The organism is Veillonella faecalis, from assembly GCF_024677885.1.
In the GTDB taxonomy this organism is placed as follows: Bacteria; Bacillota; Negativicutes; order Veillonellales; family Veillonellaceae; genus Veillonella; species Veillonella nakazawae.
Map to the genome: position 1 here is coordinate 180,745 of NZ_JALBWL010000001.1, position 20,649 is coordinate 201,393.

The 20,649-nt window shown below is 39.4% G+C and carries 17 protein-coding genes, 1 tRNA gene and 1 other RNA gene; all 19 read left to right on the forward strand.

What is annotated here, in order from left to right; genetic code table 11:
* The first annotated feature begins 20 nt into the window (after window positions 1-20).
* The 19 genes from MOQ65_RS00845 (at window position 21) to MOQ65_RS00935 (ending at window position 20,341) form a co-directional block, all read left to right on the forward strand.
* Window positions 21-1,982, forward strand: coding sequence for a YgiQ family radical SAM protein (locus tag MOQ65_RS00845; RefSeq protein ID WP_257846371.1), 1,962 nt, complete (start codon window positions 21-23; stop codon window positions 1,980-1,982).
* 62 nt (window positions 1,983-2,044) lie between these two features.
* Complete coding sequence (locus MOQ65_RS00850; protein WP_257846372.1) at window positions 2,045-3,082, forward strand: ABC transporter substrate-binding protein; 1,038 nt, start codon at window positions 2,045-2,047, stop codon at window positions 3,080-3,082.
* A 66-nt stretch (window positions 3,083-3,148) separates the two neighbouring features.
* Window positions 3,149-4,495 carry a 30S ribosomal protein S12 methylthiotransferase RimO gene (gene rimO / locus MOQ65_RS00855; RefSeq protein ID WP_257846373.1) on the forward strand — a complete coding sequence of 449 codons (1,347 nt, stop codon included), beginning with the start codon at window positions 3,149-3,151 and terminating at the stop codon, window positions 4,493-4,495.
* Window positions 4,496-4,532: 37 nt separating this feature from the next.
* Window positions 4,533-5,780: a competence/damage-inducible protein A gene (locus MOQ65_RS00860; protein WP_257846374.1), complete on the forward strand. Its 1,248-nt coding sequence runs from the start codon at window positions 4,533-4,535 to the stop codon at window positions 5,778-5,780.
* 4 nt (window positions 5,781-5,784) lie between these two features.
* The gene (recA, locus tag MOQ65_RS00865) at window positions 5,785-6,825 is read left to right on the forward strand and encodes a recombinase RecA (RefSeq protein ID WP_105094512.1); all 1,041 of its coding nucleotides are present in this window, start codon (window positions 5,785-5,787) and stop codon (window positions 6,823-6,825) included.
* A 2-nt stretch (window positions 6,826-6,827) separates the two neighbouring features.
* The gene (locus MOQ65_RS00870; RefSeq protein ID WP_257846375.1) at window positions 6,828-7,271 is read left to right on the forward strand and encodes a regulatory protein RecX; all 444 of its coding nucleotides are present in this window, start codon (window positions 6,828-6,830) and stop codon (window positions 7,269-7,271) included.
* A gap of 196 nt (window positions 7,272-7,467) precedes the next feature.
* Window positions 7,468-9,012: a ribonuclease Y gene (gene rny / locus MOQ65_RS00875; RefSeq protein ID WP_105094511.1), complete on the forward strand. Its 1,545-nt coding sequence runs from the start codon at window positions 7,468-7,470 to the stop codon at window positions 9,010-9,012.
* 251 nt (window positions 9,013-9,263) lie between these two features.
* A complete protein-coding gene (gene dnaG, locus MOQ65_RS00880) occupies window positions 9,264-11,036 on the forward strand; it encodes a DNA primase (RefSeq protein ID WP_257846376.1) in 1,773 nt (590 codons plus the stop codon).
* Between the two features lie 23 nt (window positions 11,037-11,059).
* Window positions 11,060-12,223: an RNA polymerase sigma factor RpoD gene (rpoD, locus tag MOQ65_RS00885; RefSeq protein WP_105094509.1), complete on the forward strand. Its 1,164-nt coding sequence runs from the start codon at window positions 11,060-11,062 to the stop codon at window positions 12,221-12,223.
* A gap of 201 nt (window positions 12,224-12,424) precedes the next feature.
* Window positions 12,425-12,499, forward strand: a tRNA-Ile gene (locus tag MOQ65_RS00890).
* 69 nt (window positions 12,500-12,568) lie between these two features.
* On the forward strand, window positions 12,569-13,306 hold the full coding sequence (locus MOQ65_RS00895) for a tRNA (adenine(22)-N(1))-methyltransferase (RefSeq protein ID WP_213466875.1): 738 nt from the start codon (window positions 12,569-12,571) through the stop codon (window positions 13,304-13,306).
* Window positions 13,307-13,311: 5 nt separating this feature from the next.
* Window positions 13,312-14,415 (forward strand): Nif3-like dinuclear metal center hexameric protein, encoded by a 1,104-nt coding sequence (locus MOQ65_RS00900; RefSeq protein WP_257846377.1) that lies wholly within the window; start codon window positions 13,312-13,314, stop codon window positions 14,413-14,415.
* 50 nt (window positions 14,416-14,465) lie between these two features.
* An RNA gene (gene rnpB, locus MOQ65_RS00905) (RNase P RNA component class A) lies at window positions 14,466-14,816 on the forward strand.
* A 57-nt stretch (window positions 14,817-14,873) separates the two neighbouring features.
* The gene (locus tag MOQ65_RS00910) at window positions 14,874-15,203 is read left to right on the forward strand and encodes a thioredoxin family protein (RefSeq protein WP_119206471.1); all 330 of its coding nucleotides are present in this window, start codon (window positions 14,874-14,876) and stop codon (window positions 15,201-15,203) included.
* Between the two features lie 277 nt (window positions 15,204-15,480).
* A complete protein-coding gene (locus tag MOQ65_RS00915; RefSeq protein WP_060923952.1) occupies window positions 15,481-16,620 on the forward strand; it encodes a hydrogenase small subunit in 1,140 nt (379 codons plus the stop codon).
* Complete coding sequence (locus MOQ65_RS00920) at window positions 16,620-18,521, forward strand: nickel-dependent hydrogenase large subunit (RefSeq protein WP_257846378.1); 1,902 nt, start codon at window positions 16,620-16,622, stop codon at window positions 18,519-18,521. The genes MOQ65_RS00915 and MOQ65_RS00920 overlap by 1 nt, the downstream gene beginning before the upstream one ends.
* 14 nt (window positions 18,522-18,535) lie before the next feature.
* Window positions 18,536-19,345 (forward strand): Ni/Fe-hydrogenase, b-type cytochrome subunit, encoded by an 810-nt coding sequence (gene cybH, locus MOQ65_RS00925; RefSeq protein ID WP_119206473.1) that lies wholly within the window; start codon window positions 18,536-18,538, stop codon window positions 19,343-19,345.
* Complete coding sequence (locus MOQ65_RS00930; RefSeq protein WP_257846379.1) at window positions 19,338-19,916, forward strand: HyaD/HybD family hydrogenase maturation endopeptidase; 579 nt, start codon at window positions 19,338-19,340, stop codon at window positions 19,914-19,916. Before cybH ends, MOQ65_RS00930 begins: the two co-directional genes overlap by 8 nt.
* Before the next feature lie 47 nt (window positions 19,917-19,963).
* Window positions 19,964-20,341, forward strand: coding sequence for a hydrogenase expression/formation C-terminal domain-containing protein (locus tag MOQ65_RS00935; RefSeq protein ID WP_060923948.1), 378 nt, complete (start codon window positions 19,964-19,966; stop codon window positions 20,339-20,341).
* Window positions 20,342-20,649: the final 308 nt, after the last annotated feature.

Sequence of the window (20,649 nt, forward strand, 5' to 3'; positions counted from 1 at the left end):
GAAAGGCATTTACACAATCAATGGATAGATTTTTAGTAACAGAACCTTCGGATATGAAGGAACGAGGTTGGGCCGAATTAGATTTTGTCCTCATTAGTGGGGACGCCTATGTTGACCATCCTTCCTTTGCACCTGCAGTTATCGGCAGATACTTAGAATCCAAAGGGTATCGTGTAGGCATTATAGATCAACCAGATTGGAATTATGTAGAGGCTTTCAAAAAACTTGGTAAACCGCGTCTAGCATCCCTTGTTACGGCAGGGAATCTAGATTCAATGCTCAATAAATTTACGGCGGCAAAGAAAATTCGTCGACAAGATGACTATTCTCCAGGTGGTGAAGCGGGCCATCGCCCAGATCGAGCTACCTTGGTATATGCGAATCGTATGAAGGAGGCTTACAGTGATGTGCCTCTTATTATCGGTGGCATAGAGGCGTCCTTACGCCGATTTGGTCATTATGATTATTGGTCAGATACTGTGCGTCGTTCTATTTTAGTTGATTCAAAGGCAGATGTACTCATTTATGGTATGGGTGAACTTCAAATTGTAGAATTAGCTGATGCGTTAGATCAAGGTAGATTTAAAGAGTCCTTGCCATCTATTCGCGGTATTTGTTATATGGCCAAGGAAATCCCTACTATAGACTATGTTGAGTGTCCATCTTTTGAGGAAATTAAAGCGGATAAGATGGCTTTTGCTGATGCATTCCGTATGCAGTATGATGAACAAGATCCATTCTATGGTCGTATAGTAGTACAAAAACATGGCGATAGATATCTTGTTCAAAACACACCTGCATTGCCACTTACGCAGGAGGAAATGGATGGCGTATATAACTTGCCGTATACTCGCAAGTGGCATCCTAAATATGACGATAAGGGTGGCGTACCAGCATTAAGCGAAGTACAGTTTAGCCTTGTAAGTCAACGGGGGTGCTTTGGTAGCTGTTCATTCTGTGCAATAACCAATCATCAAGGTCGTATCATCCAAAATCGTAGTCATGAGTCTTTACTTGATGAAGCTCAAACTATGATTAATATGGATAACTTTAAAGGATATATTCATGATGTTGGGGGCCCTACGGCGAACTTCCGTCATTTAGCTTGTGACAAACAAGCTGTATATGGTGCTTGTAAAGGTCGTACTTGTGCTGCTCCAGAGCCTTGTGAAAATCTAAATACAAACCATGATGACTATATTGCTTTACTCCGTAAATTACGTAAGCTAAAAGGCGTAAAAAAGGTATTTGTTCGTTCTGGCTTGCGTTATGACTATGTTCTAGCGGATAACAATAAAGATTTTGTCCGCGAGCTTTGTGAATTTCATGTAAGTGGACAATTAAAAGTAGCGCCAGAACATGTTTCTAAACGCGTTACCAATATGATGGGCAAAGCTGGTAAGGAAGAGTTCCTCACCTTTAAATCTTGGTTTGAAGAGGCCAATAAAAAGCTTGGTAAGAAGCAATATTTAGTACCATATTTTATGAGCTCTCATCCAGGTTGTGCCTTGGAAGATGCTATTGAATTAGCTGAGTTCTTACGTGATCAACATATGTATCCAGAACAAGTGCAAGACTTTATTCCTACGCCGGGGAGCTTATCGACATGTATGTACTATACGGGCATTAACCCACTGGATGGAAAACCTGTATATGTTGCCAAAAAAGGTAGAGATAAAGCTAAGCAGCGGGCCTTAATGCAATATAAAAATATTGAAAATTATGACCTTGTAAAAGAGGCGCTCATTGAAGCTAATCGACGTGACTTGATAGGGTTTGGACCTGAATATTTGATTCCACCACGCCCAATTGGTCGGACTAATCGTCCTAGTCAATCTAGTGGTTCTCGTAATAGTGGGAAGAATAATGATCGTCGCAACGGACGTCAGTCTAGTGAGAAAAGTAGTAAGGGTAGACCCTCTCGTAATGGCATGACCAAAAGTCGCCCATCTAATAGTAATCGAGGACGTGGTAGTCGTTAATAATGGAGAATAGTTTTGTCTATTCTGGTTTGGGAATACGTTATGTCTTATAGGAGGCATATATGAAACGGTGGATTGCTCCGGGCGTTTTAGCCCTATTTGTTATAGGAATGTTAACCTATGGCGTAAACTTTTACCATCAAGAACAGTTAGAACATGCAAAAGAACCTGTTCGTGGTGAGATTACAGTTTATACAGACTTGCCGAACAATATAACTACATTGCTTGCCGATCGTTATGAAGAGGAGAAAAATGTAAAAGTTACAGTTATGCCTCTTACAGAAGAGCAAATGGCCCAACGGTCGGCTTCAAATGTAGCTGATACATCTGGTGATCTGGTACTTACCTCTGAAGATAATCTCGTTGTAGGGGCAAATGCAGGGAAATATGCACCTATCGTTAATGAGAGAATTGACGAAGTACGTGATAATCTAAAAGATATAAATGGGTATTGGGTAGGTCTTTGGTATGATCCTATTGTATTTGTTCAAAATGACACCTTCTACAATGGGATAGGTAAATATATTACTACTTGGGATACATTGGGCAAACAAGGTGATTGGTCTATTGTGATGACCGATTTTGTAGCATCCCAAAATGCAGCTAATTTGTTATATAACATGGTGGAATATAGAGGCGAGCCTGAGGCACTGAACTATTTATATAGCATAAAGCCACATATAATACAACATGCCAAGTTCTTGTCTACTCCAGTTCGCTTAACTGCGTTAGGAGAGTCTAATATCGGCATTGGTAATTTGTCTGATGCGGCCCAATATACTCGTCATGGATATCCGATTAAGGTTATATACCCAACAGATGGAACATCTTATTATGTAACTGGCGCTGCTGTATTAAAAAATTCAAAACATAAAGCAGATAGCGTTGAATTTATTAATTGGTTGTTATCCACAAAGACTGCAAAATATATGGTTGAAAATAATTTCACCTATATATTTACGAATCCAGAAATGGATGAGCCAAAAGACTCATTGGGGCACGAGTTGATTTTATGGCCTGTTAATGGTGGTTACACTATAGATGGTAAAAAGTTATTGTTAAATCACTGGGTTAGCCAAGTGCGCTTCCGCAAGGAGTAACTCAGTTATATAGATCCTATTACAGGAAGTAAATTGAGAAATAAACTAGTTATGAAAGGATATAGAATGGGTAAGAAATTAGGGTATGTTAGCCTAGGTTGTGCTAAAAACTTAGTAGATACAGAGGTAATGTTAGGCTTATTGAAAGATAATGGCTATACGATTACAGAGGACCTAAGCGAAGCAGATCTTATCGTTGTAAATACCTGTACCTTTATTGAGAAAGCAAAAGCCGAGTCTATTAATACTATTCTTGAGGTGGCTCAATATAAAGAGGATGGTAAATGTAAAGGCCTTATTGTAGCAGGTTGCTTAAGCCAACAATATCAAGATGAATTATTCCAAGAAATTCCTGAAATTGATGCTTTAATCGGTACAGGTGCATGGGACCAGATTATGGTAGCCGTTGATGCTATTGAACATGGCAATCGCAGTTGTATCATGGAAAATATTACAAATATTTATGATGAGCGTATGCCGCGTATTCAAACAACGCCTCGGTACAGTGCATATGTAAAAATTGCTGAAGGCTGTAATAATGGTTGTACCTTCTGTATTATTCCAAAGGTGCGTGGTGCATTCCGCAGTCGTACTATCGAGTCTATTAAGGCCGAAGTAGAACGATTGGCTGCATCCGGTGTTAAAGAGGTCGTTCTTATCGCTCAAGATACGACTAGCTATGGTATTGACCTCAACGATGGTAAGCCATTGTTGACTACATTGCTTAAGGAATTAACTACTGTAGAAGGTATCGAATGGATTCGCATGTTATACTTATATCCAACTTTCTTCTCCGATGAATTGTTAGATATTATCGTTAATGAGCCAAAACTTTGTAAATATGTAGATATTCCATTGCAACATGTGAATAACGATATTTTAAAACAAATGAATCGTCGTGATGATCGTAATGATATTGAATGTTTGCTTAAGAAGATTAGAAATGCACCGACTCATATTACATTGCGCACATCTATCATCGTTGGGTTCCCTGGTGAAACAGATGAACAATTTGAAGAACTTTGTGACTTTGTAAAAGAAATCAAATTCGATAATATGGGCGTGTTTACCTACTCTCAAGAGGAAGGTACACCAGCTGGTGCCCGTGAAGATCAAGTCCCAGAAGAGGTTAAAGAAGAACGTTATCATATTCTTATGTCCATCCAAGCTGCTATCTCTGAAGAGAATAATCGCGATTTAGAAGGTACTATTGACTATGCAATGGTGGAAGAAATCGAGGACGGCGAGAATGGTACATTACTAGCTAAAGGACGCTTGAAATCTCAAGCACCTGATGTAGACGGTAATATGTACATTGAGGACTGCGGTGAAGAGGTTCAACCTGGTGATATTCTTAAGGTACAGGTAGAGCAAGGCTTTGCGTACGATGTAGTAGCTACGGTTGTAGAATAAAACACAGCTCGATTCTTTCGATTGTGGAGGTGATCTGATGATTGTAGAACTTATTTCTACAGGTTCAGAATTATTGCTAGGCGATACAGTGAATACAAATGTATCTTGGCTAGCACAAGAATTAAATAAATTAGGCTATACTATTGCTCATCAATCTGTAGTGGGGGATAATCCTAAGCGCATGGCAGAGGTCTTTCAATTAGCTAGCACTAGAGCGGACATCGTTATTAGTACTGGCGGATTAGGACCAACGCAAGGAGATATTACACGAAATGTATTAGCCGATTCTATTGGACGACCTATTGTATTTAATCAAGAGGCTATGGATGAGGTTAAACATTTCTTTGAAAGTGTAAAACGAACTGTACCCGATGCAAGTCGTCGAGAAGCTGAGTTACCTGACGGCGCAAACGTATTACATAATCCGGTAGGCGTGGCGCCTGGTGTTGTAGTGGAAGATGGCGATACTACATACATACTTTTGCCAGGACCTCCTGGTGAGATGAAGGGTATGTTCCACGATAGTGTGGTGCCTTATTTAATGAATCGATTTGGTTCACAAGGTGTTGTTACCTCCTATCGATATGGCGTATATGATATTCGTGAAATTGATTTAGAAAATACCTTAATGGATCTCATTAAGAACCAATCGAATCCAACCATTGCCTTGCTCATTAAAAAGGGCTATATCGAGGTTCGTATCACCGCTAAGGCTGACACCTTAGAGGCAGCACAAGCGCTTCTCAATCCTTGGGATACTATCATTCGAGAGCGATTAGGAGCTCGTGTAGGACGTGACTTGACTGTTTCTATGGAGGAAACACTTGGTCATGTATTACTTGAAGAGCATAGCACTATTAGTACTGCTGAATCCTGTACTTCTGGATTAGTTGGTAAGTTACTAACTAATGTGAGTGGTAGTAGTGAATACTATATGGGTGGTGTCATTTCCTATAGTAATGATGTAAAACATCGTGTACTAGGTGTACCTCAAAACATGCTCGATACATATGGTGCCGTAAGTGAGCAAGTCGCTAAGGCTATGGCAGAGGGGGCACGAACTGTGGGTCAAACAACATATGCCGTTTCTACGACTGGCATAGCTGGTCCCGGCGGTGGTAGCCCTGAGAAGCCAGTTGGTCTTGTGTGGTTCGGTGTAACTGGACCTCATGGGACAGTAGCTCACAAGGCTAATTTAATTGGTAATCGCGAAGATATTCGACAAAGTGCAGCAGAGCTAGCACTATATTATGTGTATACTTATATAACAGAAAAGGGGAAATAAAATAATGGCTGTAGATGGCAGACAAGCAGCGTTGGATAACGCGTTAAAACAAATTGAAAAAGACTTTGGTAAAGGCGCTATTATGCGCCTTGGTGAAGCAGCAGATCGCATGAATGTAGAGGTTATCTCCTCTGGTTCCCTTGCTATCGATATCGCTGTTGGTGTAGGGGGCTTCCCTCGCGGCCGTGTAATTGAAATTTACGGTCCGGAATCTTCTGGTAAAACAACAGTAGCGCTTCACGCTGTAGCAGAAGCGCAAAAACAAGGTGGCATTGCGGCTTTTATTGATGCGGAGCATGCGATGGATCCAGTATATGCTCGTAATTTGGGCGTAGATATTAATAATCTATTGATTTCTCAACCAGACAATGGTGAACAAGCGCTTGAAATTACAGAAGCTCTTGTTCGCAGTGGCGCTGTAGATATCGTCGTAGTTGACTCCGTTGCTGCTTTAGTTCCTAAAGCTGAAATCGAAGGCGAAATGGGCGATGCTCACGTAGGTCTTCAAGCTCGTTTGATGAGTAAAGCATTGCGTAAATTGACTGGTATCATCAGCAAGTCTAAAACTGTTGTTATCTTTATCAACCAATTGCGTGAAAAAGTAGGCGTCATGTTTGGGAACCCTGAAACTACAACAGGTGGTCGTGCATTGAAATTCTATTCTTCTGTACGCCTTGATGTTCGTAAGGGTGAACTTATTAAAGCTAACAACGAAAACGTTGGTGCTCGCACTAAAGTTAAAGTAGTTAAAAACAAAGTAGCACCTCCATTTAAAACAGCAGAATTTGACTTGATGTATGGTGAAGGTATTTCTAAAGCAGGTACTCTTATCGATATTGGTACAAATATGGAAATCATCAATAAATCTGGTGCATGGTATTCCTACAATGGGGAACGTATGGGCCAAGGTAAAGAGGCGGCTAAACAATACTTGCTCGACAATCCACAAATCGCTGATGAGATTGATCGTATTATTCGCGATACATTAGCGGTTGGCACTGAAGAAATCGATGTAATCGGTGAAGAAGTAACTGAAGAAGTATAATCATGAGTGAAGAAACGATGCAAGCTGCTATGGATCAAGCGTATCGCTTCCTAGCTCAACGATTTCTAAGTTCCTATGAACTGACACAAAAAATGAGACGTAAACAAATCGAGGACCCAATCATTGAGCGGGTCCTCGAACGCCTTAGAGACTATGATTATATCAATGATGAGCGCCTGTCTGGACAAGTATTAGACTATTTGATGAAAGAACAAAAATACGGCGCCTACATGATTAAGCAAAAGATGAAACTTAGAGGTCTTACTGTGCCTCCGGAAATCTCTGATTATGATGAAGTGAAAGCCGCTTATCGTGTGGTGGAGAAAAAATTTGGTTCCATTCTCAATGAGGACTGCACTCCTCGTGTAAAAGTCTTTAATTTTCTCAAATATAGAGGGTTTTCAACGAGTACTATCCAAGTTGTGTGCAATGATTTTTATGAATAGATAGTACTTTTTCTGAGGCCTTACCAGGCTTGTAAAATCTTGACAGAAAGGGCTTTCAAGTCTAAAATTAATAATAGCCTTATTTATTTATATGATGATATGGCTAAATGATAATTTAATGCATGAAGGGCATAAAAAGGAGCATGAAAGCTCGATTTTGAGAATTTAAGAGGAGGTGAGACAGATTTTAGAAGATGTGGGACATATTTTAGAGTATTGTCTAATTGCAGTGGTAATGGTACTGATTGGACTAGGGGCAGGCTATTTTTTTAGAAAAAATATTGCTGAAGGAAAACTGAATCAAGCTGAACAAGAGGCTGCACGCATCATCGCAAATGGTGAGCGCACAGCTGAGTCTAAAAAGAAAGAAGCTTTATTAGAAGCGAAAGAAGAAATTCATAAGCTCCGTTCTGATGTAGAACGAGAAAATAAAGATCGCCGTTCTGAACTTCAACGTATGGAACGTCGTATTCTTCAAAAAGAAGAATCTTTGGATAAAAAATTAGACAATATTGAACACAAAGAGGAAGCTTTACATCGCAAAGAAGCTGACTTAGCCCAAAGCCGTGAAAAGATTGAAGCTTTGTATGAAAAACAAATGGCAGAGTTAGAACGTATTTCTGGCATGACATTTGAAGAAGCTAAGAATATCTTGTTAACAAATGTAGAACAAGAAATTCGTCATGAAACGGCAATTATGGTTAAGGAAATGGAGCAGCAAGCTAAGGATGATGCGGAGAAAAAAGCAAAAGAAATTATCTCCTCTGCAATCCAACGTTGCGCAGCTGACCATGTGGCGGAGACTACCGTATCCGTAGTGGCATTGCCTAATGATGAAATGAAAGGCCGCATTATTGGTCGTGAGGGCCGTAATATTCGCGCACTCGAAACATTAACAGGTATTGATTTGATTATCGATGACACACCAGAAGCAGTTATTCTTTCTGGCTTCGACCCAATTCGTCGTGAAGTGGCTCGTATTGCTTTAGAAAAATTGATTGTAGATGGTCGTATCCATCCAGCTCGTATTGAAGAAATGGTTGGTAAGGCTCGTAAAGAGGTTGACCAAACTATTAAAGAAGCTGGTGAACAAGCAACATTTGAAGCTGATGTTCATGGCTTACATCCTGAAATTGTTAAGATTTTAGGTCGTTTGAAATATCGTACTAGTTACGGTCAAAACGTTTTGAAACATTCTATTGAAGTATCTCATTTAGCAGGTTTGATGGCAGCTGAACTAGGCTGTGATGTAACATTGGCTAAACGAGGTGGTTTGATCCATGATATTGGTAAAGCATTAGACCGTGAACTTGAAGGTTCTCATGTTCAAATCGGTGTTGATGTGGCTCGTAAATATCGTGAAAGCGCAGCAGTAATTAACTGCATTGGCGCTCATCATGGTGATGAAGAGTTCCAATCTGTAGAAGCTGTATTAGTAGCAGCTGCTGATGCTATCTCTGCGGCTCGTCCAGGAGCACGTCGAGAAACATTAGAAAACTACTTAAAACGTTTATCTAAATTGGAAGAAATCGCTGAATCCTTCGAAGGCGTTGAAAAATGCTTTGCTATTCAAGCAGGTCGTGAGATTCGCGTTGTAGTAAAACCGGATAAGATTGATGAAGCTGAGTCTACATTACTTGTTCGGAATATCGTAAAACGCATCGAGTCTGAACTCGAATATCCAGGCCAAATTAAGGTCGTAATTATTCGTGAAACTCGCGTTGTGGATTACGCAAAATAATATGCTATAAGAGATAAATATAGGCTGCAATGATTTCATTGCAGCCTATTATTATCAAATTTCATTTGCATATAATTTAAAGATACGGAGTATAGGAATCCTTATGTATTGATTTTTAATAGATGATGATTCCTATGATTCGTATCGGTTATTAAACCGGTTGACTCGATAATTGATTAAATTACTTTACAAATAGAGGATTTTTTATTTGTATATCGAATTAATATATATAAGGGAAGGAGGCGTTGGCTATGAGCAGATATTTTGAAAATGAATTGATTGAACAAATCAAAGATGCAAATGATATTGTATCTGTAATATCCGAGCATGTAGCTTTAAAGAAACGGGGCAAGAACTATTGGGGTTGTTGTCCATTTCATAATGAAAAGACGCCGTCCTTTAGTGTTGCCCCTGAAAAGGGCTTTTATTATTGTTTTGGCTGTCATGCATCGGGGAATGTCATTAAATTCCTCATGGAACTAGAGCATTTAAGCTTTGTAGAGGTTCTAGAGCGGCTTGCTAATCGTGCTAATATTCCCTTGCCGGAGGCAAAACTTTCACCAGAACAACGAGCTCGAGATGAACGACGAAAAAAACTATATGAAGCGTCAGAATTAGCGGCTACATTTTTCCATAACTGCCTTACTCAAACATCGATTGGTAAGGTGGGCCTTGATTACTTAAAAAAACGGGGCCTTACAAAAGATACGATTGAAAAATTCAAATTAGGCTTTGCTCCAGATGGTTGGGACAAGTTGTATCGCGCCTTTCACGAACGTGGCATCAATGATTCTATTCTCTTGGAGTTGAATTTGGTCCGTAAAAACCAAAAGGGACAGTTTTACGATTTCTTTAGAAACCGAATTATGTTCCCTATTATGGATGGTAAAGGTCGTGTAGTTGCCTTTGGTGGTCGTGTTATGGATGACAGTACGCCAAAATATTTAAACTCACCAGAATCAGCCATCTTTGAAAAGGGAAAACTATTATTTGCCTTTGATAAGGCTTATAAATCTATTCGTCAAGAGCGACAGGCTATCCTTGTGGAAGGATATATGGACGTTATATCTGCTCATAACCATGGTGTTACTAATGTAGTAGCATCCCTGGGGACGGCTTATACACGAGATCATGGTCATATCTTAATGAGGCAGGCTGATGAAATTGTGCTGGCTTATGATATGGATGGCGCAGGTCGTCAAGCAGCAGCTAGGGCTATAGAACTATTACAAAATACGGACTTTAAGGTGCGTGTTTTAGCTATGCCAGATGGTAAGGATCCAGATGATTATGTACGTAATCATGGAGGACAAGCATTTAAAGATTTAGTGGCTAAAGCGGTTAAGCCTCTTGATTATTTATTAAGTGAGTCCTTAATCAAACACGACACAAATAATACGGAAGGGAAGCAAGCTGTTATGGCTGATGTATTCCCATATATTGCTAATATAGATAGTCAAACACAACGGGATGATGCTCTAAAGACATTGGCATTACCACTATGGCTTGATAATAGTAGTATTTTTAGATATTTCCGAGACTATGTAAAAAAAGGACAAATTGAATTGGTTGATACTGCGTCTACACCGTTGCCAACACAGGATTTACCTAAAGGTGATGCAGAAAAATTATTGTCCTTAGCCTTTACAGATGGTGAAGTGTTACAACATATGATGAGCTATTTGCCATTAGAAGACTTTGAAAAAATTGAATATCGAGGTATAATAGAAAAGATATTCACCTTATTTAAACAAGAAGGTCGTCTAGATGATACTGCCATTCAATCTGTTTTATCCCCATCGGAGTATGATATTTACTCTAGATTGGTTGTTATGAGTGACGATGAATATAAGGTACAAGTGCCTGGATTAATCCGCAAGATCAGGATTCATTCATTGCGTGAACAGTATAAAGCGCATTCAATTATGGCGGATCAATTAAAACGGGCAGGAGATTCGACATTTATTAGCGAATTACATAAGTGTCAGGAAATACAGAACTTAATTAGAGAATGGTCTAAGTAATATAATGTAAGAAGGAGAGCGCTGTGGCTAAGAAAGTACAAAAAAGTCAAATAGAGGAGATTGTAGAACAACTTCTTGAAAAAGGCCGAAAAACCGGCGTGTTGACACAATCAGAGATTTCAGATGCTCTTCATGAGCAAACTGGACTTACTGCGGAACAATTAGACGATATTTATACTACATTTGGTAAATTAAATATTGAAGTAGTGGCTGATATCGACAGTGAGGATGCGGACGCTAATCCAATAGAACCAGAAGAAGAGGATGAAGAAGATACTTCTAGTGAAAAGAATATCTCCATCGATTTAAGTGTAGACTCTGGTGTTAACATTGATGATCCTGTACGTATGTATCTCAAGGAAATTGGTCGTGTCCCATTGCTTTCTGCAGATGAAGAAATCGTTTTAGCAAAGCAAATTGAAGCTGGCGCAGCAGAAGATGCTACATATAAAGATATTCAACTTGCCAAAAAGGCTAAGAAAAAATTGGTAGATGCTAACTTGCGCTTAGTTGTAAGTATTGCAAAACGTTATGTAGGTCGCGGCATGTTATTCTTGGATTTGATTCAAGAAGGTAACTTGGGCCTTATTAAAGCTGTAGATAAGTTCGATTATACAAAGGGTTATAAATTCTCCACATATGCTACATGGTGGATTCGTCAAGCTATTACTCGTGCTATTGCGGACCAAGCTCGTACGATTCGTATTCCTGTACATATGGTAGAAACAATCAATAAATTGATTCGTATTTCCAGACAATTATTGCAAGATAAAGGTCGTGAACCATTACCAGAAGAAATCGCAGAAGGTATGGGCATTACGGTAGAGCGCGTGCGTGAAATTCAAAAAATCGCACAAGAGCCAGTATCATTGGAAACTCCAATTGGTGAAGAGGAAGACTCTCACTTGGGAGACTTTATTGAGGACCAAGATGCTATTGCTCCAGACGATGCAGCTAGCTACATCTTATTACAAGAACAAATTGAAGATGTATTTACATGCTTAACTGACCGTGAGCAACAAGTATTGATTTTGCGCTTTGGTTTGAAGGACGGCAAACCTCGTACATTGGAAGAAGTAGGTCAACATTTCAATGTAACTCGTGAACGCATTCGTCAAATAGAAGGCAAAGCGCTTACTAAATTGCGCAATCGTGGTAAACGCGATAAAATTAAAGACTTCTTATAAGATGTTGGATCTTTTAAGGGTTGTAATGCAGTGTTCTCTAGCACTGTGTTACAGCCCTTTTGTGTTATATTACTGTCTATGCCCGTTCTCTACTGCAGAAAATATGGCAAAATATAGCTCATGAAACAGTTATAGAAATACGGTGTGCCTTGACTTAGTACTAGCCTATTCGGTATAATTAATGAGCTAGAAACTAACTGTGGGCCTATAGCTCAGGGGTAGAGCAACCGGCTCATAACCGGTCGGTCCCTGGTTCGATCCCAGGTGGGCCCACCAATTATGTTGATATCTACCGTCCTTGAGAATTCAAGGGCGGTTATTTTTATATATAGTAATAGAGGAATTATGGAACCTAGACCTATGATGGATCGCTTAGAGGCGGTGTTTTCAATCGTACCAAAAGCTCATGCTATAGCTGATATTGGTACTGATCATGGATATTTAGCAGTAGAACTCATCAACCGTAATCGTGCTGAATTTGTTATTGCTGGCGACGTGCATAAAGGACCTTTAGAATCTGCAAAAGAATATGTTCAATCTTGTGGATTAACTTCTAAAGTAGATTGTCGATTAGGTGATGGTCTAAAGGTAACAGAGAAGGGCGAATTAAATGGTGCCATTTGCTGCGGTATGGGTGGATACCTTATGCGCGATATTGTAGACGCCGGTCCAGAGCCTTTAGAGTTCTACGTATTACAACCACAGAATGGACAAAAAGAATTACGTCAATATATGGTACAAAAGGGCTATGTTATCGTCCTTGAAATCATCGTTGAAGATGCAGGAAAGCTATACACTGCATTTTTAGCAGTGCGTAATGATCAGGTAGAAGCGTATACGGGCATGACTGAATACGTAGATGTTTATCAATCATTGCCAGAGGATTCATTATTATGGTCTGTAGGTGCTCTTTTAGAACAGGAGCGACCATCACTTTGGACGAAATATATTGAGTACTTAATATATCAACGACAATGTGCACTAGATGGTATGACTGAGCAATTGAGCCATACAGATAAATATAAGGATCTAGAGCGTGAAGTAGAATTTCTGTACGGACTTTTAGAAGATAGAAAGAAGTGAGCTTTATGACAACAGTTCAACAAGTTATTACCTTAATGGAACAATTGGCCCCTCGTTCTTATGCAGAATCTTGGGATAATGTGGGCCTCATGGTGGGTGATAGAAATGTTATCGTTACAGGCGTGTTAACTACATTAGATGTAACAGAGGAGGCTATTTCATATGCCATTGAACATGACTGTAATCTAATTGTTAGTCATCACCCGTTGATTTTTAAGGGCTTAAAACAATTGTCTTGTGATACGGCGCAAGGGCGAATGATTAATCAATTAATCCAACATAATATTGCCGTGTACAGTGCACATACCAATCTTGATATTGCACCTGGTGGCTTGAATGATATGTTGGCAGAACAATTAGGTCTTATAGATGTTAAGGGCTTTATCAAAACTGGGGAAGACGCATTGTATAAGATAACTACCTTTGTACCTGAAAATGCAGCTGATGCGGTTCGAATGGCAATGGGAGCTGCTGGGGCTGGACGTATTGGTAACTATGAATACTGTAGTTTTAGTGCTCATGGTGAAGGTCGTTTTGTAGGCAATGATGACTCTCATCCTGTTGTGGGTGAAGCAGGATCTATGACAGTAGTACCAGAAGTACAAATCAATGCGTTGGTAGATGGTATACATTTGCAACACGTCATTGAAGCGATGAAAGATGCACATCCTTACGAAGAGGCCGCCTATGAGGTACTATCCTTAGTTGAGCCGAAAGAGGCGACTCAATATTTAGGTCGTATTGGTAGATTACCAAACGCCTTAGATTTAGATACATTCCGTGAATGGGTACAGGAAGCATTACCAGAGGCTAATATTCGTTTTGCTGGCATAGCGCCTAAAGAAATTCAATCCATAGCACTATGTTCTGGTGCCGGTGCTGAATTTATTAAGGATGCAGCTCGCTTGCATGTAGACGCATATGTTACAGGCGATGTGAAATATCATGATGCACAATTAGCTAAAGAGCTTGGATTGCTTGTAGTTGATGCAGGTCATTTTGGCACAGAATCTATTGTTGCTAGCGGTTTATGTGACTATTTACTTAGTAAAGATATATCTGTTCCTGTGAAAGCTTTTACAGAACAGAATGATTTCTTTTTCTTATAATATTGCATTTTCTTGCAACAAATAGGCTAGCTATGATAAACTGAATTGAAGCAAGTATGAAAGACGGTTGCGAGTCCATAGGACTCGAGGAAAGTCCGAGCTCCATAGGGCAGGATGCCAGATAACGTCTGGCGAGGGTAACCTTAGGGAAAGTGCCATAGAAAAGGAAACCGCCACGTCAGTGGTAAGGGTGGAAAGGTGAGGTAAGAGCTCACCAGCAGTTTGGTAACAGGCTGGCTCGGTAAACCCCATCCGGAGCAAGACCGAATAGGGAAGGGTTAAGGGTGGTCCCGCCTACCTTCCGGGTTGTGTCGCTCGAGCGTGCAGGCGACTGTACGCCTAGAAAGATAATCGTCACCGCGCAAGCGGAACAGAACTCGGCTTATTGATTGCTTGCTTCCATATTTAAGATATAATTTATAGTATATAAGATTGTAGATCTTTGTTAGGAGAACTTCATGGCAATTACAGCGATTACTAGTGTACAAGAATTTGATGAAAAAGTACTTGGCTCTAAAGGTTTAGCTATTGTTGATTTCTGGGCTGCCTGGTGCGAACCTTGCACTGTTATGCGTCCAGAGGTAGAAGCTGTAGCAGAACGTTTGAAAGGACAAGTAACGTTCTTTAGTGTTGATGCAGAAGATAAAAATCTTCGTGGCGTTTTGTTGAAAGAAGACATCGATGGTATTCCATCCATGGTATTCTATCGCGATGGCAAAATGCTTGATTCCCTTGTAGGTTACAAGAAAGCTGATGTGCTTGAGGCTCTAATCAAGGAAGTTATCTAATTTAGTGATAATTGAAATTTTTAACAATATCATATAATACAAGGCTGTATACAAGTTAAATAAATTTTCTTGTATACAGTTTTTTTGTTTAAAATCTGTAGTTTTAACATTTATTAAGTGATATAATAAAGTTGTAAGAATATGATTGTTATCATAATAGCTATGATATATTGAATGTTAAAATTAATTATCATAATATGATTATCATCATAATGGTTGTAGTTTATTAAGTAATATTGATATATTGCGCAAAGTTGTTGTAAGGAGGCTATATTCCGTGAAGAATCGTATAAACAGTTTATGGACACTCTTCCAAGAGCGACGTTTGAGTCGACGCACATTTATGAAATCCTGTGTAGCACTCACCGCTATTCTCGGTTTGCCACCAACGATGTTAGATACCGTTGTTAAGGCAGCTGAAACAACTGAATTGCCTACAGTAATTTGGTTACATGGTCATGAATGTACTGGTTGTAGTGAATCATTCATTCGTTCATCTTCTCCGTTTACATCCGATGTAATTTTGAACATGATTTCCCTTGAATATGATGATACTTTGGCGGCTGCATCTGGTGCACCATTAGAAGAACATTTAGAGAAAATCATTAAAGAAAAAGCAGGCAAATATATTTTGGCTGTTGAAGGTGGCGTACCACTTGATGAAGATGGTGTTTACTGTACAGTAGGTGGACGTACATTTAAAGAGTCCTTACTAGAAGCGGCTAAAGGTGCAGCAGCAATCATTGAATATGGCTCTTGCGCATCTTGGGGTGGTATTCAAGCGGCTAAACCAAATCCAACAAATACAGTATCTGTATCTTCTGTTGTATCTGGTAAGCCTATTATCAAAGTTCCTGGATGTCCTCCAATTCCAGAGGTTATGACTGGTGTAATTATGCATTATGCATTATTCGGCCAAATCCCACCTCTTGATTCTCAAGGTCGTCCTAAACAATTTTATGGCAATCGTATTCACGATACATGCTATCGTCGTGCCTTCTTTGACTCTGGTCTATTCGTTGAAAAATTTGACGATGATGCATCCAAATCTGGTTGGTGCTTGTACAAAGTAGGTTGTCGTGGACCTCAAACATATAATTCTTGTGGTAACTTACGTTGGTGGAATGGGTTATCCTACCCAATTCAATCCGGTCACGGTTGTATTGGCTGCTCTGAAAAGGGCTTCTGGGATAATGACGTATTCTATAAACGTTTACCAGATATTCCATTGGCTAAAACCATCACAACTGCTGATACAATCGGTACCGTAGCTGCTGTTGGTGCCACTGCAGCTGTTATTGTTCATGGTGCTGCAACTCTTACGCGTAATAAAATTCTTGATATGAAAGAAGAAAAACGCTTAAAAGAAGAAGGCTTATGGGATGAAAAGAAACATAATAATGGAGGAGGTCACTAATGAAACGCGTAGTAGTAGATCCGATTTCCCGTATTGAAGGTCATTTACGGGTAGAAATAAAAGTTGATGAAGCGAGTGGTAAGGTAGAGGACGCATTGTCTTCTGGTACTGCTTGGCGCGGTATCGAACTTGTTGCTAAAGATCGCGATCCTCGTGACCTTTGGGCTTTCGTACAACGTATTTGTGGCGTATGTACTACAACACATGCGTTGGCAGCGTTACGTGCTGTAGAGGATGCACTTGGTATTACTATTCCTAAAAATGCAAACTATATTCGTAATATCATGCATAGCTCTTTAGATGTACATGACCATATCGTACATTTCTATCACTTACATGCTCTTGACTGGGTTAGCCCAGTAGCAGCTCTTAGTGCAGATCCAGCTAAAACTGCACAATTACAAAATGATGTATTAGCTACTTATAATGTAAGTGGTTTGGCGCCAGCTGAAACTGCGTCTAAAGACTCTGCATATCCTAAAGAGTTCCCTAAAGCTACCACTGCCTATTTTGCAGCGGTACAACAAAAGGTTAAGAAAATCGTAGAATCTGGTCAATTAGGCATCTTCTCCGCTCAATGGTGGGATCATCCTGACTATAATTTATTGCCACCAGAGGTTCATTTGATGGCCGTATCCCATTACTTGAATATTCTTGACCGTCAACGTGATATCGTTATTCCACACGTTGTATTTGGTGGTAAAAACCCTCATCCGCATTACATTGTTGGCGGTATGCCATGTTCCATTTCAATGAATGATATGAATGCACCTATTAATACACAACGTCTTGCTGCGGTAGAACAATCTATTGCATTGGCTAAAGATCTAGTAGATAATTTCTATGTTCCAGATTTATTGGCTATTGGCAAAATGTATGTAGAAAAGGGCATGGTCGATGGTGGTGGCCTAGCGAAAAAACGTGTTATGTCTTATGGTGATTACCCAGATGATACATATTCTGGCATTTCTAATGGCGATTACCATAAGAAATGTGTGGTTCGCTCCAATGGTGTAGTTGAAAACTTTGCTTTAGGCGTAGATAAAGCTACATTTATTCCATTAGAAGGTAAAGACTTCATGGATCCTCAATACCTTAGTGAAGAGGTTGATCACTCCTGGTTCACATATCCAGATGGTAAAAGCTCTCTTCATCCTATCGAAGGTGTTACAGATCCTAAGTTTACAGGTCCTAAATCTGGTACAAAAGAAAAATGGGAATTCCTTGATGAAGATAAAAAATACTCTTGGATTAAATCCCCAACATTCAAAGGTAAAACTGCAGAGGTTGGCCCATTAGCAAAATATATCGTTGTATATACAAAAGTAAAACAAGGTATCATTAAAGACCCAACTTGGGCAGAGTCTATGATTGTTCGTCAAATCGATACAGTATCCCAAGTATTGGGCGTACCTGCACATGTATGGATGACAACTATGGTAGGTCGTACAGCATGTCGTGGCCTTGATGCACAAGTAGCAGCAAATATGAGCCAATACTTCTTCGATAAACTTGTAGCGAACATTAAAAATGGTGATACTACAGTGGCTGATACAACTAAGTTTGAGCCAAATACATGGGATAAAGATGCTAAAGGCGTTGGCCTTGTAGATGCACCTCGTGGTGGTTTGGGCCACTGGATTCACATTAAAGATGGTCGCTCTGCAAACTATCAATGTATCGTACCATCCACATGGAATGCATGTCCTAAGACTGCAGCAAATGAACATGGTGCCTACGAAGACTCCATGATTGATACACATGTAAAAATTGCAGATAAACCACTTGAAATCTTGAAGGTAATTCACTCCTTTGACCCATGTCTCGCATGTGCAACCCATTTATACAATAAAAAAGGCGAAAAAATTGTTTCCGTCAATACAGATGCATTGTGTAAATAAAGGGTGGTGGGCTTATGTTAATACATACTGACAAAAAGGCGTATGTCGTATTTAGTCTATGGCTGCGCATATTCCACTGGACTATGGTGCTAAGCGTAACTGCATTATTCTGGACAGGTCTATATATTGGTGATCCAGGATTTGCGGCTATCACAGGTAATCCAGAGCCAACCTTTGCTATTGATGGCTGGTTCTCTATGGAAACTATGCGTCGTATCCATTTCATTGCAGGGGTTATCTTAACATGCTCCTTTATTTTCCGATTTGCAGGAGCTCTTTGGAATCGAGGAGATAGATTATTACCTAAATTCCGCCAAAAACGGTATTGGTATGGTCTTAAAGAAACTACATTGCACTATTTGATGATTCCACAAAAACACGAACATCATTGGCTTCGTAACTCCTTAGCAAGAACTGCATATATGATGGTATATGTAATGTTTTTCTTTGAAATCTTAACGGGCTTTACAATGTATTCAATGGTGGATCCTAATGGTATTCTAGGAACCCTATTCGCACCAGTTGTTACATTATTTGGTGGTGAATATAAGGTTCACATTATTCATCACTATATTGCGTGGGGATTCTTGTTCTTTACTATCGTTCACGTGTACATGGCATTCCGAGAAGACGTTATGGAGGAATCCGGCGAAGTATCTGCTATGGTTTCCGGTATGAAGTATTATGCACATGATCCAATCGATATTGAAGATCTAAACGGTAAACGCCGTCGTGGTGAACGTATCGATAAACCATCTGGTACTACATATCGTCCAAGTGATCCTAACGATCCTAGAGAAAGAGAATTACAAGATAATGACTAATACAAGTACTGATATCATCAGTGGCTTGGAACAATACGCGGACTCTGAGGGTCCGCGTATTGATTTAAATAGCCTTTATGATGATGGTAATAATGAAATCGTCCTCCTCGGTGTAGGTAATATATTACTTACTGACGAGGGGTTAGGGGTTCATGTAGTAAAAGAGTTGAAAGAGTCTTTCACATTTAAACCGTCTATTTCTATTATTGATGGTGGAACGATGGGGATGGAGCTACTTACGTATATGCGTGGAATGAAGAAAATTCTTCTTGTAGATGCTATCAATGGTGGAGAAGCACCAGGAACTATATATGAGTTTCCTCATAAGGAATTAGAACAATATTTTACAGAGCATATTTCTGTACATGAAGTAGGGATGCAAGATATTTTACGTATCCGTGCTATTCAAGAGGATCCATTAGAGGATGCAGTGGTTATTGGTGTAGAACCAGAATCATTAGAAATTGGCTTTGAACCTAGTGCGCCTGTACAACGAGCATTACCAGAGGTTAAAGAGCGGGTATTACATGTTCTACAAGAATGGGGCGTAACTGCAGAGCTTAATACTTAAAATAATGCGTTTATAGGATATAAAGAGTATCTCTAATAGGAGTATTTATGATTGAGAATTATAGTAATGTTCGCGCTGTTTTAAATGAGTTGCGTTTAGCTCTTAAAAACTTGCGAGAAACGGGTGAGACATATTCAATTTATATTGAGAAAACAGGGCTCACAGAGGAAGAACAAGTGGAAGTATTAGAAACACTTGGCCGTGGTCATATTACGATTAACTTCAATGAAACTGATCAGCCTGTAGAGTGGTATGAATCTCAATTCTCTGGAATTTGGATTGGAACCTTTAAAAATGGTCGAGATGATTCAATTTTGCACACCGTAGAGGTTTCAAAGTATCCTGTAGTGGCTGGTGCATATGAAGAGGATATGGAGCTTGCAGAGGAAGATTTACAATCTTGGATTGATGCTGCTGGCCTATAATAAAAGAGACCCTAATAAGGGTCTCTTTCTTCTCTATTGATGAAAAGATTCTAGTAAATCTATTTTGTTAATACCATAATGTTAGTTTTTTATATTATTAGTATTTTATGCATATTTTGGGCCATATATTATTGGTTTATGCACAGCGTGATTAGTAAAATTATTTCAATTTTCATGAATTTAAGATGAAGTGCGTTAAGGTTCTTATATTTATAGCTGAAAATATATTTGATATTTTGATTAATTGGCGATTAAATCATAATTAACAGCAATTCATTGATTTTTAGTGATATAAATTTATTTTATAA

What these genes read in the sequence shown, in the direction of transcription:
- MOQ65_RS00895 (WP_213466875.1), top strand. Translation starts at nt 12,569, where the DNA reads ATGGAACCTAGACCTATGATGGATCGCTTAGAGGCGGTGTTTTCAATC.
- MOQ65_RS00850 (WP_257846372.1), top strand. Translation starts at nt 2,045, where the DNA reads ATGAAACGGTGGATTGCTCCGGGCGTTTTAGCCCTATTTGTTATAGGA.
- MOQ65_RS00900 (WP_257846377.1), top strand. Translation starts at nt 13,312, where the DNA reads ATGACAACAGTTCAACAAGTTATTACCTTAATGGAACAATTGGCCCCT.
- dnaG (WP_257846376.1), top strand. Translation starts at nt 9,264, where the DNA reads ATGAGCAGATATTTTGAAAATGAATTGATTGAACAAATCAAAGATGCA.
- cybH (WP_119206473.1), top strand. Translation starts at nt 18,536, where the DNA reads ATGTTAATACATACTGACAAAAAGGCGTATGTCGTATTTAGTCTATGG.
- MOQ65_RS00910 (WP_119206471.1), top strand. Translation starts at nt 14,874, where the DNA reads ATGGCAATTACAGCGATTACTAGTGTACAAGAATTTGATGAAAAAGTA.
- MOQ65_RS00870 (WP_257846375.1), top strand. Translation starts at nt 6,828, where the DNA reads ATGAGTGAAGAAACGATGCAAGCTGCTATGGATCAAGCGTATCGCTTC.
- MOQ65_RS00845 (WP_257846371.1), top strand. Translation starts at nt 21, where the DNA reads ATGGATAGATTTTTAGTAACAGAACCTTCGGATATGAAGGAACGAGGT.
- recA (WP_105094512.1), top strand. Translation starts at nt 5,785, where the DNA reads ATGGCTGTAGATGGCAGACAAGCAGCGTTGGATAACGCGTTAAAACAA.
- rimO (WP_257846373.1), top strand. Translation starts at nt 3,149, where the DNA reads ATGGGTAAGAAATTAGGGTATGTTAGCCTAGGTTGTGCTAAAAACTTA.
- MOQ65_RS00930 (WP_257846379.1), top strand. Translation starts at nt 19,338, where the DNA reads ATGACTAATACAAGTACTGATATCATCAGTGGCTTGGAACAATACGCG.
- MOQ65_RS00920 (WP_257846378.1), top strand. Translation starts at nt 16,620, where the DNA reads ATGAAACGCGTAGTAGTAGATCCGATTTCCCGTATTGAAGGTCATTTA.
- MOQ65_RS00935 (WP_060923948.1), top strand. Translation starts at nt 19,964, where the DNA reads ATGATTGAGAATTATAGTAATGTTCGCGCTGTTTTAAATGAGTTGCGT.
- MOQ65_RS00860 (WP_257846374.1), top strand. Translation starts at nt 4,533, where the DNA reads ATGATTGTAGAACTTATTTCTACAGGTTCAGAATTATTGCTAGGCGAT.